We start from the raw sequence: 15912 nt of genomic DNA, 5'->3' as shown, positions 1-15912 counted from the left end.
CGGGGTGTGGGCTGAACTTTCAGCTACCGCGATAGGTGCTCATCCCGAACGGGGAAATCAGCAGCGGCACATGATAATGCGCGGTGCTGTCGGAAATCCCAAAGCGGATTGGCACCAGATCCAGAAACCGCGGGCTTTCCGGTGGCACACCGGAGGCGTCCAAATAATCCCCAGCCTGAAACACCAATTCGTAAACGCCGGTTGCGAATTCTTCTTTGGGCAGGATCGGGCTGTCGGTGCGGCCATCTGCATTGGTGACCATCTGCGCCAGCAAAGACCGGGTTTCGCCTTCGATTCGATAAAGGAAAATTGCCAGATTTGCCGCCGGGCAACCTTTGGCGGTATCCAAAACATGGGTGGTCAGATAGCCTTGGGACATTGCGATGCTCCTTTTTAAGGCACGCAGGTGGGAAGATGCCGGAACCATAGGCGCATCCGGTCAGGAAACACACCTGTGAAAGTGTTTCAAAATATTTTTGAAAGAAGCAAGCGGCCTTGATGGCGTAGAACAAGACAACTCATGGAAAGTTCACAAATGAAGCGTTACCCACGTAATATGACCGGATACGGGGCAGATCGTCCCGATGCTTCTTGGCCCGGCAAGGCCAAAATCGCGGTTCAATTCGTGCTGAATTACGAAGAGGGCGGTGAAAACTGCCTGTTACACGGCGATGCCCAGTCCGAGGCGTTTCTGTCCGATATCGCCGGGGCCGCCCCTTGGTCGGGGCAGCGCCACTGGAACATGGAATCGATCTATGACTACGGTGCGCGGGCCGGGTTCTGGCGGCTGCATCGGCTGTTCACCGGCGCCGGAATCCCGCTGACGATCTACGGTGTCGCCACCGCGCTGGCGCGCAACCCGGAACAGGTCGAGGCGATGAAAGACGCCGGTTGGGAAATTGCCAGCCACGGTCTGAAATGGGTCGAACACAAGGACATGCCCGAAGAAGAGGAACGCGCCGCCATCGCCGAAGCGGTGCGCCTGCATACCGAAGTCGTGGGGGATCGTCCGCGCGGATGGTATACCGGGCGATCATCGCTCAATACCGTACGGTTGGTCGCCGAAGAAGGCGGCTTTGACTATATCAGTGACACTTATGACGATGATCTGCCGCATTGGATGGAATTCGGGGACCGGGATCAGTTGATCATCCCCTACACATTGGAAGCCAATGACATGCGGTTTGCCACCGCGCCGGGCTATATCACCGGTGAACAGTTTTTCACCTATCTCAAAGACGCTTTCGATGTGCTGTACGCCGAAGGTGCTGCGGGCAAGCCGGCGATGATGAATATCGGTTTGCATTGTCGCCTGATCGGGCGCCCCGGCAAACTGGCCGGGTTGAAACGGTTCCTCGACTATATCAAGGGGTTCGAAGCTGTCTGGACCCCGCGACGGATCGACATCGCCCGGCACTGGACCGAAACCCACCCGCACAAGCGGTCCGAACGGCCAAGCCTGATGGCCAAGGACCGTTTCGTCGATCTCTTTGGCGGGGTGTTCGAACATTCGCCCTGGATCGCCGAACGCGCTTTCGATTTGGAATTGGGTCCAGCCCATGACAGCGCGGCGGGCTTGCATAACGCCCTGTGCCGGATGTTCCGATCAGCGTCGTCCGCCGAACGGCTGGGCGTGTTGACGGCGCATCCCGATTTGGCCGGGAAATTGGCCACCGCAAAACGCCTGACCGATGAAAGCACCGCCGAACAAGCCAGCGCCGGCCTCGATGCCTTGACTGATGCCGAACGCGCCCGGTTTACAGAATTGAACGTGGCTTATGTGGCCCGGCACGGTTTTCCCTTCATCATCGCGGTACGCGATCATGATAAATCTGGCATCCTGTCCGCATTCGAACAGCGTCTGGCCGCCGCGACCGACGCCGAATTCGACGTGGCCTGTCGACAGGTCGAACGCATAGCGCGGCTGAGGTTGGAGGATATGTTGTGAGATACGCTTTCCCGCCCGGTGGCCATCCCGGACCGAATGACGATCCCGAAGGAACCGCCATCTTCACCACCGCCTACGCGGTGCTTCCGTCCAATACCATGCGTGACATCGTCACCAGTTTCTTGCCGGGCTGGACCAACGCCCGGGCCTGGATTCTGGCGCGGCCGCTGTCGGGGTTTGCCGAAACATTTGCCCAATACGCGGTAGAACTGGCCCCGGGTGGTGGCAGCGCCGAGCCCGAACCTGATCCGGATGCCCAGGCAGGTCTGTTTATCACCCATGGCACTGCCCGCCTGACACTGGGGCGCGATCAATATGAACTGCGTGCGGGACACTATGTCTATATCCCGCCAAGCGCGGTCTGGACGTTGTGGAACAGCGGGGAAGACATATGTGGGTTTCTCTGGATCCGCAAACGCTATGAAAAACTCCCCGGTCAGTCGCCCCCCGACGCCAAGGTGGTGCATGAAACCGATGTCACGGCGCATCCCATGCCCGGTTGCGACGGAACTTGGGCGACTCAGCGGTTCGCTGATCCGTTCGATCTGCGCTATGATTTCCACGTCAATATTGTGAACTTCTTACCGGGTGGCCGCATTCCTTTTGCCGAAACCCATATCATGGAACATGGGCTTTTCGTGCTACAGGGCACCGCCCGTTACCTGCTTAACACCGACTGGGTCGAAGTTGGTCCGGGCGATTTCATGTGGCTGCGCGCCTTCTGCCCGCAGGCGTGCATCGCTACTGGAACCGAACCCTTCCGCTATCTTCTCTACAAGGACGTCAACCGTCATCCGAAGCTTAGCCTCTGATCTTCTTCTGTTTTAAAATATCCTCGGGGGGTGCGGGGGGCAGACAGCCCCCCGCCGGTCCGAAAGGAAACGCCCATGCCTGATGTGATCAAACTCCAACCCCTGACCGCCGACGCCTTTGCCCCTTTCGGTGATGTGATGGAAGCCGAAGGGGCACCGGACAAAATCATCAATCAAGGGTTCTGCGGCCGGTTCCATGATCGGGCAAAGCTGGATTTTGGCCCGGACGGGCGGGCGGGCATTTCGATCTTCAAGGCAGAACCGCGCAGCCTGCCCTATTGTCTTGATCTGGTCGAACGTCATCCGGATGGCAGTCAGGCTTTTATCCCGATGTCGATGGATGACTGGCTGGTGATCGTGGCTGCGGACGACAATGGCACGCCTGCCGATTTCCACGCCTTTCTGGCGGCACCGGGGCAGGCGATCAATTTTCACCGGGGCATCTGGCATGGGGTTTTGACGCCACTGCATGCCCCCGGCCTGTTCGCCGTGATTGACCGGATCGGCGACACACCGAACTTGGAGGAGGTCCGGCTCGACCCACCTTGCGTGGTCCAAATTTAATGCAGCCCCCAACAAGAGGGGCTCTTCCCAACAGGAGAACGAGGGATGACTGACACGACACTTGGAACACCGGCCCAGATGATGGACCCGGATTTTACCCCGCCTTTGGCCAAGGCGGTGCCTTTGGGCATTCAACACGTGTTGGCGATGTTCGCCAGCAATGTGACCCCTGCGATCATCGTGGCCGGGGCTGCGGGGTTCGGCTTTGGTTCAAATAGCCCGGATTTCCCCAATCTGATCTACATGATTCAGATGTCGATGCTGTTTGCCGGCATTGCGACGCTGTTTCAAACCATCGGCATGGGGCCGGTCGGGGCGCGGTTGCCGATTGTGCAGGGCACCAGCTTTGCTTTTCTGCCGGTGATGATCCCGGCCGTGGCTGGGCAGGGTACCGCCGGAATGGCCGGTCTGATGACCGGGATCGTGATCGGCGGTATCTTCCATTTCCTGCTTGGGACTGTGATCGGCAAGATCCGTTTCGCCCTGCCGCCCCTTGTGACCGGGCTGATCGTTCTGATGATCGGGCTGTCGCTGGTCAAGGTCGGCATCCAATATGCCGCCGGTGGTGTTCCGCTGATGGGCAAGCCGGAATTCGGGTCGCTGGCAATGTGGACACCGGCGCTTGTGGTGGTTCTGGTGACCTTGGGGTTCAAGTTCTTCACCAAGGGGCTTAGTTCGGTTGCATCCGTTCTGATCGGTCTCGTCGCGGGGTACATCGTGGCCTATCTGATGGGGCAGGTGAATTTTGGCAATGTCGGCCGCGCGGCCTCCTTCGCCCTGCCGATGCCGTTCAAATGGGGGTTTGAATTCAACAGTGCGATCATCATTGGCATGTGTTTCATGGCGGTGATTTCGGCGATTGAAACCGTCGGCGATGTCAGCGGTATTTGCAAAGGTGGGGCGGGCCGCGAAGCCACTGATCGCGAAATCGCTGGTGCGACCTTTGCCGATGGTCTGGGAACGGCCGTGGCCGGGGTATTCGGCGGATTGCCGAACACGTCTTTCAGTCAGAATGTCGGTTTGATCTCGATCACCGGCGTGATGAGCCGCCATGTGGTCACCATCGGCGCGATCTTCCTGATCCTTTGCGGGCTGATCCCGAAATTTGGCGCGATCGTTTCGACGATTCCGATCAATGTGTTGGGCGGTGGTGTGATCGTGATGTTCGGCATGGTCGCAGCTGCGGGTGTCAGCATGTTGTCCGAAGTTACGTGGAACCGTCGCAACATGGTGATCTTCGCGGTGTCGCTGTCGCTGGGGCTGGGCCTGCAACTGGAACCCGGCGCATTGCAGCATCTGCCCAAGACGTTGCAGATCCTGTTGACCAGCGGTTTGTTGCCCGCAGCGGGCCTGTCGATCCTTCTCAATCTTCTGCTGCCTGAAGATCTGGACTGATTTCGACCAGAACCTGAACCTTTACCCTCGCCGAAAGGCGGGGGTTTTCCGTTTGCGGGTATTGGACCGCTGTTGCGTGTAGAACCTGAACCACTTCGCATCTGATGCCAGAGGACCGGTTCCAAATTTCCCGGATTTTCTTCATATCATGTAATTTTTTCAGACGCTTAACCCGTGTTGTTTCTTTCTGGTTGAAATTCATATTCGTATTCGTATATGTGTTAAGTATTCGAGGAGGAATCATGATCTGCAATGTCGGCAATCTGGATCGGCTGATCCGTCTTGTTATGGGCGTGGGATTGTTCCTATTGCCTTATCTGACCGGTTCTTCCGTTTTGGATGTGGTTCCGGTTCGACTGTTGGTTATGGCGTTCGGCGCGGCCCTCGCGCTTAGTTCCGTCTTCAGGTTCTGCCCGCTCTATCGATTGCTTGGTATTTCGACCTGCCGCGTATGATCCCATGAAAGGACTATGATCATGGACCCCAAGAAAATTTCCGACGAACTCTCTGTCGCCCCCCAGATTCAACCAGAAGATCTGGTCAACGTGGCCGAACTTGGGTTCCGTTCAGTTATCTGTAATCGGCCCGATGGCGAAGCTGCCGACCAGCCGACTTTTGAAGAAATCGAGGCGGCGGCTCAGGCACAAGGGTTGCAGATCCGGTATCTGCCGATCACCGCTGGCAAGGTGCGCGATGAAGATGCTGATGATTTCGGCAAGGCGCTGATGGAATTGCCCGGCCCGACTTTGGCCTATTGTCGGACCGGCACCCGTTCGACGACCTTGTGGTCCTTGTCGGTGGCCAAGGAAAAACCGACCGCAGATATCCTCGCCGCAGCCAAGGCTGCGGGCTATGATATGGCTGGTGTGGTGCGCCGCATTGTGAATGGTGGCAAAACGCCGACCGATACCGGGGACGCGAAATTCGATGTCGTGATCGTTGGCGGCGGGGCTGCCGGGATCGCCGTTGCGTCCAGCATCCATGCCCGCAAACCCGATTTGGAAATTGCCATTCTCGATCCGGCTGACATCCATTATTATCAACCCGGTTGGACCATGGTCGGTGCCGGCATTTTCGATCCTGAGACCACGGCCAAGACCATGGGCAGCCTGATCCCCAAGGGTGTGCATTGGATCAAATCCGCCGTGGCGGCATTCGAACCCAAGGATAACGCGGTGGTCCTTGATGGGTGCCGGGTGGTGAAATACGACCGTCTGGTCATCTGCCCGGGCCTGAAGCTGGACTGGCACAAGGTTGAAGGACTGGTCGATACGCTGGGTAAAAATGGCGTAACGTCGAATTACCGTTATGATCTGGCCCCATACACTTGGGAATTGGTCAAGGGTCTGAAATCGGGCCGGGCGCTGTTCACCCAGCCGCCGATGCCGATCAAATGCGCCGGCGCGCCGCAAAAGGCGCTGTATCTGTCCAGCGATCATTGGCTTCGGACAGGGGTTTTGAAGGATATCGACGTCAACTTCATGAATGCGGGCGGCGTGTTGTTTGGGGTGAAGGACTATGTCCCGGCACTGGAAAAATATATTGAACGCTATGATGCAAAACTGAACTTCTTCAACAATCTGGTCGCGGTCGATGGGCCAGCCAAGAAAGCTTGGTTCGACGTCGCCAAGCCGGACACGCCGGTGGAACGGATCGAAGTCGAGTTCGACATGATGCATGTTTGCCCGCCACAGACTGCACCCGATTTCATCCGGGTGTCGCCGCTGGCCGATGCGGCCGGTTGGATTGATGTGGATCAGGCCACGCTGCGGCACAAGGAATATGACAATATATGGTCGCTGGGCGACGTGATGAACGCCCCCAACGCCAAAACCGCAGCTGCGGCCCGGATGCAGGCGCCGGTGGTGGCCGAAAATCTGGTCGATGACGTCAACGGTAAATCCCCGACCGCGATCTATAACGGTTACGGGTCGTGCCCGCTGACAGTCGAGCGCGGCAAGATCGTTCTGGCCGAATTCGGTTATGGCGGTACATTGCTGCCGTCGTTCCCAAAATTCATTCTGGACGGAACCAAACCGACACGCGCGGCTTGGATCCTGAAGGAACAGATTCTGCCGCCGGTCTATTGGCGCGCGATGCTGCGCGGCAAGGAATGGATGATCAAACCGGAACGTGTTTCAGCCGGTTGATCTTGTGTTCCAAGCGCCGCTGTTGGCGAACCAAGCTTCTTTATGCAAGCCCGGTCAATCGGGCTTGCATGCGTGTTTTCTGGCTTCAGATCCGGTCCGTTTGCCGCATGCGCTGTGACAAGGCTCAGGCCAAGAAGATGAACTTTCCCATTTTCGCCCTTCACTTATTCGACTTTTTGAATATATAAGGGCGAACAGATTCTGTGCGACAGGAAAACCCATGTTATTGAAACGCGCGATGCTGGAGCGGCATTTACCGATCCTGCAATGGTCCAAGACCTATGACAAAGACACCTTGACCAGCGATTTGGTTGCGGCGGTGATCGTTACGATCATGCTGATCCCGCAATCCTTGGCTTATGCGCTTCTGGCGGGGTTGCCGGCGGAAATGGGGCTTTATGCGTCGATCCTGCCGCTGGTTGCCTATGCCATCTTTGGAACCTCGCGTGCGCTGGCGGTTGGCCCGGTCGCGGTGGTGTCTTTGATGACGGCTGCCGCCGTTGGCAACATGGCGCTTCAGGGGACTGCGGAATATGCCGCGGCGGCGGTCACTCTGGCCTTTATTTCCGGTGTGATCCTGCTGGTCTTGGGGATTTTCCGGCTGGGTTTTCTGGCGAATTTTCTGTCCCACCCAGTGATTGCCGGGTTCATCACCGCATCCGGGGTTCTGATCGCGACATCGCAGTTGAAACACATCTTTGGCATTGATGCCAGTGGTCACAATCTGGTCGAGCTGGTGAAATCGCTGTTCGAAAATCAACACCTGACCAACCCCATCACCCTGTTCATCGGCCTGACGACGACGGGTTTTCTGTTCTGGGTGCGCAAAGGGCTGAAGCCGCTTTTGCTGGGCTTCGGGCTGAAACCGCGTCTGGCCGATATCCTGGCCAAGGCTGGTCCGGTCGGGGCAGTGGTGCTGACGACTTTGGCAACGTGGATTTTCGGTTTGGCCGACAAGGGCGTGAAGATTGTGGGCGATGTGCCGATGGGCCTGCCGCCGCTGACCATGCCATCGTTTGACGGTGAAATCTGGTCGTCGCTGTTCGTTTCGGCGCTGTTGATTTCGATCATCGGTTTCGTTGAATCCGTGTCGGTGGCCCAGACTCTGGCGGCAAAGAAACGTCAGCGCATCACCCCGGATCAGGAACTGGTCGGTCTGGGCGCGTCGAACATCGCTGCGGCGATTTCCGGCGGCTATCCGGTGACCGGCGGTTTCGCCCGGTCTGTGGTCAATTTTGACGCCGGTGCGGAAACCCCGGCTGCGGGCGCTTTTACCGCTGTGGGTATTCTGTTTGCCGCGCTACTGCTGACGCCTTTGTTGTTCTTCCTGCCCAAGGCGACGCTGGCCGCGACCATCATCGTGGCGGTGTTGAGCTTGGTCGATTTTTCGATCCTCAGCCGCACATGGAAATATTCCAAGGTCGATTTTGCAGCCGTGGCCGCGACCATCTTCCTGACGCTGGGCTTTGGCGTGGAAATTGGCGTGTCGACCGGTGTGGGCCTGTCGGTGCTGCTGTTTCTCTACAAAACCTCGCGGCCGCATGTTGCCGAGGTCGGTCTGGTCCCGGGTACCCAGCATTTCCGCAACATCCTGCGCCACGACGTGCAGACCAATCCCAACGTGCTGACGTTGCGGGTCGATGAAAGCCTGTACTTCGCGAACGCGCGGTTCTTGGAAGACTACGTCTATGACCGCATCGCCTGTGACGAACCGATCAAGCATGTGGTGCTGCAATGTTCGGCGGTGAATGAAATCGACATGTCGGCGCTGGAAAGTCTGGAAGCAATCAACCATCGCCTGACCGATGTCGGGATCAAACTGCACCTATCCGAGGTGAAAGGCCCGGTGATGGATCGGTTGAAGCGCAGTCATTTCCTTGAGGAAATGAGCGGCGAAGTATACTTGTCGCAATATGACGCATTGGTGGCGCTGACCCGCCCTGATTTGGCGGACGATATCGAGTCTGATGATAAACGTGCCGCAGAATAATCACCAAGACCACTCATGAAACAAAAACGCCCGGTCAGCGACCGGGCGTTTTTGTTTTGAATTCGAGGGGCTTTAGATCAAGCCGGCATGAATCATCGCCGCGTCGATGCTGACCTTGGTGCTGTCCAGCAGGCCGGTCAAAGGCAGGCGGACTTCTTCGCTGCACAGGCCCAGCTTGGCCATCGCGTATTTCGCGCCGACCAGTCCGGGTTCGATGAAGATCGCTTCGTGCAGCGGCATCAGCCGGTCCTGATAGTCTAGTGCCTTGGTGTAATCGCCCGCTAGCGTCGCCGCTTGGAATTCGGCGCAAAGTTTCGGCGCGACATTGGCAGTGACCGAAATGCAGCCAACACCGCCATGCGCGTTGAAACCAAGCGCAGTGGCATCTTCACCCGACAACTGGCAGAAATCCGCGCCGCAGGTTGCGCGTTGCTGCGAAACCCGGACCAGATCGCCAGTGGCGTCCTTGACCCCTATGATCCGGGGCAACTTGGACAGTTCACCCATGGTTTCGGGGGTCATGTCGATCACCGACCGGCCCGGAATGTTGTAGATGATGATCGGCAGATCGCAGCAATCATGCAGCGCGGTGAAATGCGCGATCAACCCTCGCTGGGTCGGCTTATTGTAATAGGGCGTCACCACGAGGGCGGCATCCGCGCCGACCTTTTCGGCATGCTGAATCAACCGGATGCCTTCTAGCGTGTTGTTGCTGCCCGCGCCCGCGATCACCGGCACCCGGCCTGCGGCGGCCTTGACGGTTTCTTCGACCACGGTTTCATGTTCTCGGTGGGTCAGCGTCGGGCTTTCGCCGGTGGTGCCAACCGGCACGAACCCGTTGGTGCCTTCACCGATATGCCATTCGACCAGTTTCTTGAGCGTTTCCAGATCCAGCTCGCCGTTCTTGAACGGCGTGACCAAAGCAGGAAAAGATCCTTTGAACATGACACGCTCCTTCTGTCGTTTGGCGGGCCCAGGCCCGAAGATGTTGAATAACCGTAGGCGGGGGGAAAGGCGATATTTCGTCTTCGTGATTTGCCCCGAAGCGCACACGGAATTAAGCTTGAGTTGTCTATCCTTTGTTCCTTTGAAAAAGCAAGCCATGTTGCGCCTTATTCCCATCATCCTCCTGCTGTCTGCGACGATTCTTCCCGCTCGTGCCGAGCAGGCCACAGGCCCGCAGCCGTTGGCAAATGCCATTGACGCCGCCCAAGGGCGTGATTGGGACAAGGCGGCGAAATTGGCGGAACGGGCCGGCGGTCCGACGGCCGAAGACATCATCGAATGGATGCGGTTACGCGCCGGTCGTGGCACCCCGGATGAAGTCATGGCGTTTCTGGACCGTCGTGCCGACTGGCCGGGGTTGAAACTGCTGCGCCAACGCAGTGAGGATGCGATGATCGACGCATCGCCGGAACAGGTGATTGCGTTTTTTCGTGATCAACCGCCGCAGACGGGTGCCGGGCTGCTGGCCCATACCAATGCATTGACAGCTGCGGATCGTGCGGGTGAAGCAGAGTCCGGGTTGGTGCTGGGTTGGCGCATGTTGTCTTTGGATAATGCCGAACATGCTGCCCTGCTGGCGGCTTATCCCAAGGTTCTGGCCCCGCATCACATTGCCCGGTTCGACATGGTGTTATGGCAACACTGGAGCAGCAACGTGACCGATATGTTGCCCTTGGTGCCGGATGGGTGGCGCCAACTGGCCACCGCGCGGTTGGGATTGCGAGCGCAGCGCAACAACGTGGACGCGTTGATCGCTGCCGTGCCCAAGGATCTGGCCGATGATCCGGGTCTTGCCTATGAACGGTTCCGCTGGCGATTGAAGAAGAACCGCGACGATGATGCGATCGCGCTATTGCTGGAACGATCCAAATCCGCCGCATCGTTGGGTGAACCCGATCAATGGGGCGGTTGGCGCCGCAGCCTCGCGCGACAAAAAATGCGGGCAGGCGAAGTGCAGACTGCGTATGCTGTTGCGTCGACACACGGTCTGACCGAAGGATCGGTCTATGCTGATCTGGAATGGTTGTCGGGGTTTTTAGCGCTGCGGTTCCTGAACGATCCAGAATTGGCCCGCGATCATTTTCAACGGTTTCGCGCCGGTGTTGATACCCCGATTTCGTTGGGGCGTGCCGGCTATTGGATCGGCCGGGCGCAAGAGGCCGCAGGCGACAGCGAGGCAGCGCAGCATGCCTATGCCGAAGGCGCGCAGTATCAGACCAGCTTTTACGGGTTGCTGGCGGCGGAAAAGGCGGGTCTGCCATTCGACAGCACATTGGCCGGAACCCACCCTTTTCCCGATTGGCGTCAGGCCGGTTTCGCCAACTCATCGGTTTTCGAAGCTGCGATGCTGTTGTTGCGCGCAGGTGAATTGAATCTGACCGAACAGTTCTTACGCCATCTGACCGAAACTCTTCCCCCTGTTGAACTGGGCCAGTTGGGCGATCTGTTGACCGAAATGCAGCAACCGCATCTGGCGGTGATGGTCGGCAAGCAAGCAGCAAGGCGCGGGTTGACTGTTGCCGAACCTTATTACGCATTGCACCCGATGCAAAAAATGAAATTTCCCGTCCCGATGGAGCTGTCGCTGGCCATCGCGCGCCGCGAAAGCGAATTTGATCACCGGGTTGTCAGTGGTGCCGGGGCGCAGGGGTTGATGCAACTGATGCCGGCCACCGCCAAACTGGTGGCGCGGGATTTGGGAATTGATCACGACCCCGCCAAGGTGCTGAGCGATTGGAGCTATAACGCCACGCTGGGCAGCGCCTATCTGGCGTCTCTGGGTGGGCGGTTCAACGGCAACATCTTGATGGTGGCAGCCGGTTACAATGCCGGACCGGGTCGGCCGGAACGATGGATGGACCTTTACGGCGATCCGCGCACCGGGGCGGTGGACGTGATCGACTGGATCGAATTCATCCCGTTCCGCGAAACTCGTAACTACGTGATGCGGGTGGCAGAATCCTTGCCGGTTTACCGCGCCCGGCTGGGCCGCGATCCGTTGCCGCAGCCGTTCAGCAAGGAATTGATCGGGTCAAGCGTTTTGCCGCTCTCGCCATAGGGTGAACAGTCCCGCGATCACGATGATTCCGGCCCCGAACGCCACGTTCAGCCGGATCGTTTCACTGAAAACGGCAATGCCAAGCGCCGAAGCGAACACCAGTTGCAAATAGGCAAAGGGCTGCACCGAACTGGCCTCGGCAACTTCGTAGCATTTGATCAACAGGAAATGGCCCAAGGCACCGGTAACGCAAAGCAACGCCATCCAGCCCCAATCGGGGCCGGTCATCGGTTCCCAGAACCACGCGCCGACCGCCGTCATTGCAACCGACCCGATAGTGCCGGTCCAGAAAAAAGAGGTGGCGGCACTGTCGCGGCGGGCAACATAACGGGTCATCAATCCATAAAGCGCGAACATCAGCGCCGCGATCAGCGGCACGACGGCTTGTGGTTTGAACACTCCGAACCCCGGTTGCAGGATGATCATCACGCCGACAAAGCCGACCGCAATCGCAGCCCAGCGGCGCCAACCCACGGATTCACCCAGAACCGGACCCGACAATGCCACGATCAGCAACGGATAACAGACGAAAACCGCGTGGCTTTCCACCAGTCCAAGAAGGGTAAAGCCATAGACTGTAACACAAATTTCGATCACCAGAAGCACCGCGCGAAACCCCTGCAACAGAGGCTGCGAGGTGCGCGCCGCGGCCCGTACGCCGCCCGCTTTGCGCGCTGCGACCGCGATCACGAATGCAGCGAAGAACCAGTAGCGGATCATCGTCACCATCAGCACATTATATTCCCCGGCCAGATGGCGGGAAATGCCGTCCTGCATGGCAAAGACGAAGGTGGTAGCGACCATCAACAGGATACCTAGCCGGGTATTGTTCGGGCTCATTGCTGGGCCTTTCTTGCGGTTGTCATATGCCGCTTTCGGCCAAAACCGGGGCGGCGGTCTACGGTGAAACCGGCCTCTTGCAATCCACGGCGGACAAATCCAGCTGCCGTATAGGTGGCGGCAGTGCCACCCGGAGCGGTGTGATGGAAAACCTCTTTCATCAGATTCGGGCCCCAGAGTTCGGGATTCTTGGCGGGTGAAAATCCGTCCAGAAACCAACCGTCGGCTTGTCCCGACCACTGCGGCAGGGTCGTGCGTGCATCGCCCCGGACCAGGTCGAATTTCAGATCGGGCAGATCCAACCGGTTCAGATCATCGGTCCAATGCGGTGCCAGATCCCCGGCCACTTCGGCAATTTCGGGAAATGCGGATTGGGCGCGGATCATTTCCGCCGGGGTCATTGGGAAGGCTTCGAAGGAGGTGAAGCGCAGCGCACCTTGTTGGCCGGTTTCACGCCAAAGTTTCAGCGCTGCCAACAGGTTCAGGCCAGTGCCAAACCCCAGCTCAGCGATGTGAAAACCGGGCTGGAATCGCATCGGCAGATCGTTGCCTTGCAAAAAGACATGGGCGGTTTCGGCCAACCCGTTATCCAGCGAAAAATAGGGATCGTCGAACCGGGTCGAAACCGGGATCGCGTCATCGCGCCATTGCAGGTCGGCACGCTGGTCATGCATGGTCTGATCCCTTAAGGAAACGGTTGAGAATAACGCGACAATGCAAGGGGACGCGGGCAATGGCAATGGTGGATGTGACCGTTCACGGGGCCGGTATTTTTGGTCTTTCCATCGCCTGGACTTGCCTGACGCGCGGGGCCAAAGTGCGGGTGATCGACCCTTACGGCCCCGGTGCAGGGGCAAGCGGTGGTTTGGTCGGTGCATTGGCACCGCATGTGCCGGAAAACTGGAACGACAAGAAACAGTTTCAGTTCGAAAGCCTGATCATGGCAGACGCGTTTTGGCGGGAAGTAGAAGCGGCAGGCGAGCAACGCAGTGGCTATGCCCGGCTGGGCCGTTTGCAGCCGGTCGGGGATGACAAGGCGCTGGAATTGGCGCGGTCGCGGCACACGGGCGCAGCGGAGCTATGGCAGGGCAAGGCCAGCTGGGAAGTGATCAAGGCCGGGGAGGCCGGAGATTGGGCACCGGAGAGCCCGAGCGGTTGGCTGATCCGGGACACGCTGAGCGCTCGGCTGCATCCGCGCATGGCCTGCGCCGCTTTGGTGGCGGCAATCCAGGCGAAGGGCGGCGAGATAGTGACCGAGGGCACGGCACAGGGACGTACTGTCTGGGCCACCGGTGTTGCGGGGTTGGAGGAAATCAGCCGCGAAACCAAGCGAAGCTTCGGCAACGGGGTCAAAGGGCAGGGGGCATTGCTGAGGCTGCCACGCGATCTGCGCGATTGTCCGCAGATTTTTGCCGATGCGGTGCATGTGGTCCCGCATGTCGATGGCACCGTGGCGGTGGGTTCGACCAGCGAGCGCGATTACGACGACCCCACATCGGTGGACGGGCAGTTGGATTCGGTGCTGGCGCGCGCCTTTGCTGCCGTGCCCGTCTTGGCCGGGGCGGGTGTGATCGAACGCTGGGCCGGTATCCGCCCGCGCAGCCGCAGCCGCGCCCCGGTGCTGGGCGTGCATCCGACCAAGGCCGGGCAATATATCGCGAATGGTGGATTCAAGATCGGGTTCGGCATGGCACCATTCGTGGCGCAGGTGATGGCCGGCCTGCTGATCGACGGGATTGATCGTATTCCGGACGGGTTTCGGGCCGAGGCCAGTTTCTGAGGTCCAGGCCGAGGCGGCGCGGGTGGATTTGAGTATTTATACCAAGAAGAACCAACGACGCTTCTAGCCTGCCTTGGCCTTCATACATTGGCGGCCATCGGGCGCGCGAATCCACATGTCACCGTTTTCTTTCCAGCATAGCGTTGCCGTTTCCCCCAATATCAAGGGCGCGGTGGCGCGGAAGGTAAAATGTTTCAAGGCTCCCATCCGGCGTTCGGCCAAAAGCATCAATAACTGCGCCAGAAGCGGCCCGTGGGTGACCAAGCCGGCATAGCCTTCGATATCGCGGGCATACTCCGTATCGTAATGAATACGGTGGCCGTTGAAGGTAAGTGCCGAATAGCGAAACAATAGGGTCGACGTGAAATCGGCCTGTTCGCAATGGTCTTCGTCTGTGGCGGCAACCGGGGCTGCCGGTTTGGTTGCCTCCGGTGATGGATCCTGACGATACACGAGGTCCTGATATTCTGTCACGCACAGGTGGTCGTTCTGAAACAGTTCATGTTTCAGGGTCACGAATGCCAATGGGCCGGTGCGGCCCTCCTTGCGGCTGATTTCGGCGACGGATACCCGTTTTTGTGCTGTGATACCTGCCCGCAATGGTTCGTGAAATTCCAGCCCGCCCCCGGCCCACATGCGGCGCGGAAGACCAAGGTCGGGAATCAACCCGATGCCAGTCGCCGGGTGTCCATCGCGGCCCAAACGGGTAGTGGGTTCTGGATCCCAGAAATAAATTTGATGGAAGAAGGGCGGCAAAGGGCTGCCGGTTTCGATTGTGGCGGGCAGTCCGAGGCTGATCTGCAAAGCAGCGGCACGGGCCGGGTCCATCACATCGGTCTGGCGGGTTTCTTCTGGCAGGTCTTCATGCATAATGAGAGGGTAAATTCGAGACAGCAGAGGGGCAATTAAAAAATGGCACCGGAACTTGCTGCACTGGATCATCTGGTTTTGACGGTGGCCGATCTGTCGGCAACGGTCGCGTTTTATTCGGAAGTGCTGGGGATGCGGGCCGACCGGTTCGATGCGGTCGATGACAGCAGCCGCTGGGCGCTGTATTTTGGCACTCAGAAAATCAACCTGCATCAGGCGGGGGCGGAATTCCTGCCAAAGGCGCGCCACGCGGCCCCGGGATCGGCGGATCTGTGTTTTCTGAGCCAGACCCGGGTCGCAGATTGGGCACGGCATCTGGTCAAGGCGGGTGTTGAAATCGAACTGGGGCCAGTACGACGCAGCGGTGCAACTGGGCCGATCCTGTCAATCTATCTGCGCGATCCCGATGGCAATCTGATCGAGATTTCAAACCTTGTTTGAAATAACCGATTTCGGCCCGCAATCGGGTCATCAATTGACCCAGCGTTTCAAGATAGCG

The 15912-nt window shown here is 58.6% G+C and carries 15 protein-coding genes; 10 read left to right on the top strand and 5 right to left on the bottom strand.

Translation table 11 applies throughout. The features are described 5' to 3' along the window. Positions 1 to 19: 19 nt before the first annotated feature. A complete protein-coding gene (uraH, locus tag TG4357_RS02910) occupies positions 20 to 379 on the bottom strand; it encodes a hydroxyisourate hydrolase (RefSeq protein ID WP_058261374.1) in 360 nt (119 codons plus the stop codon). 156 nt (positions 380 to 535) lie between these two features. On the opposite strand from uraH, the gene puuE reads away from it, so the two are divergent. The 7 genes from puuE (at position 536) to TG4357_RS02875 (ending at position 8859) form a co-directional block, all read left to right on the top strand. Beyond that, entirely contained in the window at positions 536 to 1948 is a 1413-nt protein-coding gene (gene puuE / locus TG4357_RS02905) for an allantoinase PuuE (RefSeq protein WP_058261373.1), read from the top strand. After that, the gene (locus TG4357_RS02900) at positions 1945 to 2760 is read left to right on the top strand and encodes a bifunctional allantoicase/(S)-ureidoglycine aminohydrolase (protein WP_058261372.1); all 816 of its coding nucleotides are present in this window, start codon (positions 1945 to 1947) and stop codon (positions 2758 to 2760) included. The genes puuE and TG4357_RS02900 overlap by 4 nt, the downstream gene beginning before the upstream one ends. Before the next feature lie 75 nt (positions 2761 to 2835). After that, positions 2836 to 3324, top strand: a complete 489-nt coding sequence (locus TG4357_RS02895; RefSeq protein ID WP_058261371.1) for an ureidoglycolate lyase — start codon at positions 2836 to 2838, stop codon at positions 3322 to 3324. A 45-nt stretch (positions 3325 to 3369) separates the two neighbouring features. Next, positions 3370 to 4719: a uracil-xanthine permease family protein gene (locus tag TG4357_RS02890; protein WP_058261370.1), complete on the top strand. Its 1350-nt coding sequence runs from the start codon at positions 3370 to 3372 to the stop codon at positions 4717 to 4719. Between the two features lie 242 nt (positions 4720 to 4961). Beyond that, the gene (locus TG4357_RS02885) at positions 4962 to 5174 is read left to right on the top strand and encodes a YgaP family membrane protein (protein WP_058261369.1); all 213 of its coding nucleotides are present in this window, start codon (positions 4962 to 4964) and stop codon (positions 5172 to 5174) included. 21 nt (positions 5175 to 5195) lie between these two features. After that, positions 5196 to 6869, top strand: a complete 1674-nt coding sequence (locus TG4357_RS02880; RefSeq protein ID WP_058261532.1) for a bifunctional protein tyrosine phosphatase family protein/NAD(P)/FAD-dependent oxidoreductase — start codon at positions 5196 to 5198, stop codon at positions 6867 to 6869. Positions 6870 to 7089: 220 nt separating this feature from the next. Continuing rightward, positions 7090 to 8859: a SulP family inorganic anion transporter gene (locus tag TG4357_RS02875; RefSeq protein ID WP_058261368.1), complete on the top strand. Its 1770-nt coding sequence runs from the start codon at positions 7090 to 7092 to the stop codon at positions 8857 to 8859. Between the two features lie 72 nt (positions 8860 to 8931). On the opposite strand, the gene dapA is transcribed toward TG4357_RS02875, so the two are convergent. Next, entirely contained in the window at positions 8932 to 9804 is an 873-nt protein-coding gene (gene dapA / locus TG4357_RS02870) for a 4-hydroxy-tetrahydrodipicolinate synthase (RefSeq protein ID WP_058261367.1), read from the bottom strand. A gap of 157 nt (positions 9805 to 9961) precedes the next feature. Here dapA and TG4357_RS02865 point away from each other — a divergent pair, with 157 nt between their 5' ends. Then, a complete protein-coding gene (locus TG4357_RS02865) occupies positions 9962 to 11923 on the top strand; it encodes a lytic transglycosylase domain-containing protein (RefSeq protein WP_058261366.1) in 1962 nt (653 codons plus the stop codon). Here the strand turns inward: TG4357_RS02865 and TG4357_RS02860 are convergent. Beyond that, positions 11897 to 12763: a DMT family transporter gene (locus tag TG4357_RS02860; protein ID WP_058261365.1), complete on the bottom strand. Its 867-nt coding sequence runs from the start codon at positions 12761 to 12763 to the stop codon at positions 11897 to 11899. The genes TG4357_RS02865 and TG4357_RS02860 overlap by 27 nt on opposite strands. Next, the gene (gene mnmC2 / locus TG4357_RS02855; RefSeq protein ID WP_058261364.1) at positions 12760 to 13437 is read right to left on the bottom strand and encodes a tRNA (5-methylaminomethyl-2-thiouridine)(34)-methyltransferase MnmC2; all 678 of its coding nucleotides are present in this window, start codon (positions 13435 to 13437) and stop codon (positions 12760 to 12762) included. Before mnmC2 ends, TG4357_RS02860 begins: the two co-directional genes overlap by 4 nt. Positions 13438 to 13502: 65 nt before the next feature. On the opposite strand from mnmC2, the gene TG4357_RS02850 reads away from it, so the two are divergent. Continuing rightward, positions 13503 to 14543 carry an NAD(P)/FAD-dependent oxidoreductase gene (locus TG4357_RS02850; RefSeq protein ID WP_058261531.1) on the top strand — a complete coding sequence of 347 codons (1041 nt, stop codon included), beginning with the start codon at positions 13503 to 13505 and terminating at the stop codon, positions 14541 to 14543. Positions 14544 to 14606: 63 nt separating this feature from the next. Here the strand turns inward: TG4357_RS02850 and TG4357_RS02845 are convergent, their stop codons facing one another. Beyond that, positions 14607 to 15413: an HTD2 family dehydratase gene (locus tag TG4357_RS02845; RefSeq protein WP_058261363.1), complete on the bottom strand. Its 807-nt coding sequence runs from the start codon at positions 15411 to 15413 to the stop codon at positions 14607 to 14609. A gap of 42 nt (positions 15414 to 15455) precedes the next feature. Between TG4357_RS02845 and TG4357_RS02840 the strand changes: the two genes are divergently transcribed. Beyond that, complete coding sequence (locus tag TG4357_RS02840; protein ID WP_058261362.1) at positions 15456 to 15854, top strand: VOC family protein; 399 nt, start codon at positions 15456 to 15458, stop codon at positions 15852 to 15854. Positions 15855 to 15912: the final 58 nt, after the last annotated feature.

The sequence above is a fragment of the Thalassovita gelatinovora genome (assembly GCF_001458355.1).
GTDB lineage: Bacteria > Pseudomonadota > Alphaproteobacteria > Rhodobacterales > Rhodobacteraceae > Thalassobius > Thalassobius gelatinovorus.
Note: the sequence above shows the minus strand (reverse complement) of the source record. Positions and strands in the feature narration are given on the sequence as shown.

What these genes read in the sequence shown, in the direction of transcription:
- uraH (WP_058261374.1), bottom strand. Translation starts at nt 379, where the DNA reads ATGTCCCAAGGCTATCTGACCACCCATGTTTTGGATACCGCCAAAGGT.
- puuE (WP_058261373.1), top strand. Translation starts at nt 536, where the DNA reads ATGAAGCGTTACCCACGTAATATGACCGGATACGGGGCAGATCGTCCC.
- TG4357_RS02895 (WP_058261371.1), top strand. Translation starts at nt 2,836, where the DNA reads ATGCCTGATGTGATCAAACTCCAACCCCTGACCGCCGACGCCTTTGCC.
- TG4357_RS02890 (WP_058261370.1), top strand. Translation starts at nt 3,370, where the DNA reads ATGACTGACACGACACTTGGAACACCGGCCCAGATGATGGACCCGGAT.
- TG4357_RS02885 (WP_058261369.1), top strand. Translation starts at nt 4,962, where the DNA reads ATGATCTGCAATGTCGGCAATCTGGATCGGCTGATCCGTCTTGTTATG.
- TG4357_RS02880 (WP_058261532.1), top strand. Translation starts at nt 5,196, where the DNA reads ATGGACCCCAAGAAAATTTCCGACGAACTCTCTGTCGCCCCCCAGATT.
- TG4357_RS02875 (WP_058261368.1), top strand. Translation starts at nt 7,090, where the DNA reads ATGTTATTGAAACGCGCGATGCTGGAGCGGCATTTACCGATCCTGCAA.
- dapA (WP_058261367.1), bottom strand. Translation starts at nt 9,804, where the DNA reads ATGTTCAAAGGATCTTTTCCTGCTTTGGTCACGCCGTTCAAGAACGGC.
- TG4357_RS02865 (WP_058261366.1), top strand. Translation starts at nt 9,962, where the DNA reads ATGTTGCGCCTTATTCCCATCATCCTCCTGCTGTCTGCGACGATTCTT.
- TG4357_RS02860 (WP_058261365.1), bottom strand. Translation starts at nt 12,763, where the DNA reads ATGAGCCCGAACAATACCCGGCTAGGTATCCTGTTGATGGTCGCTACC.
- mnmC2 (WP_058261364.1), bottom strand. Translation starts at nt 13,437, where the DNA reads ATGCATGACCAGCGTGCCGACCTGCAATGGCGCGATGACGCGATCCCG.
- TG4357_RS02850 (WP_058261531.1), top strand. Translation starts at nt 13,503, where the DNA reads ATGGTGGATGTGACCGTTCACGGGGCCGGTATTTTTGGTCTTTCCATC.
- TG4357_RS02845 (WP_058261363.1), bottom strand. Translation starts at nt 15,413, where the DNA reads ATGCATGAAGACCTGCCAGAAGAAACCCGCCAGACCGATGTGATGGAC.
- TG4357_RS02840 (WP_058261362.1), top strand. Translation starts at nt 15,456, where the DNA reads ATGGCACCGGAACTTGCTGCACTGGATCATCTGGTTTTGACGGTGGCC.